This is a genomic window from Micromonospora sp. NPDC005173, from assembly GCF_040608515.1.
GTDB lineage: Bacteria > Actinomycetota > Actinomycetes > Mycobacteriales > Micromonosporaceae > Micromonospora.
Window position 1 is genome coordinate 103,379 of the sequence record NZ_JBEXIK010000022.1, and the last position, 796, is coordinate 104,174.

General features: G+C 69.8%; 1 pseudogene. It reads left to right on the forward strand.

Features of this window, described 5'->3' with window-relative positions:
* Window positions 1-536 precede the first annotated feature (536 nt).
* A pseudogene (locus tag ABZV00_RS23325) lies at window positions 537-796 on the forward strand (phytochelatin synthase); the annotation flags it as partial.

The window sequence follows — 796 nt, forward strand, 5'->3', positions numbered from 1 at the left end:
CGGGCGGGTCGACGGCGGTGGGGCACCCGCGCGGTTGAGGGTGATACCTCAGAGTCATATTGATACCTCAGAGTCATCACGCTCAAAAGCACGCACCCGGCCGACGCGCGGCGGCGGCGTCCTAGGTCTGCGCACTTTCCGGGAAGGTGTGGTCTCGGCGCGTCTGGAGGCAGCACTTTCCCGGAAAGTGCGTGGCTCGACGCCGGTCGACGTGGGCGGCCACGTGGGTGTGGTGTCCGGTTCGGGATGTAAGCCGGATGGGTGGGTGTCCGGTTGTGGGGTGGGTCGTCCCGTGGTCGGGGCCACCCTCAGCGTGGAATCGGGGACCGGCCCGGGTCGTTATACCTGGCATGCGACCGTGGCCCCCTGGCCCGGTGCGCGGCAGCCGCCGGGAACACCCGACCGGCCGGCACGGTTACACCCCCGGAACCCCGAGCAGGTCCCCCCGGATCGCCGGACCGTTCCCCCCTTCTTGAACTTCCTTGACGCGGCACCCCCCTGCCGCGTGCACCCCCGATGCAGAGGAGCACGCCATCATGCGTACCGATCTGATTCGTAAGACCGCTCTGACCGCTGCTGGACTCGCCTTCACCGGCGGCGCGATCGCCGGCCCCGTCACCGCCGCCTACGCCGCATCCGACGCCAAGCCCGCTACGCAAACCCAGACCGACCGGAAGCCGTCGGGTGAGCGTCAGCTGGGCGTGCGCTACGAGGCGCAGCCGAACTTCTACTACTGCGGCCCCGCCGCCGCCCGCAACGCCCTGTCCGTGCAGGGCAAGGACATCAGCGTGGACGC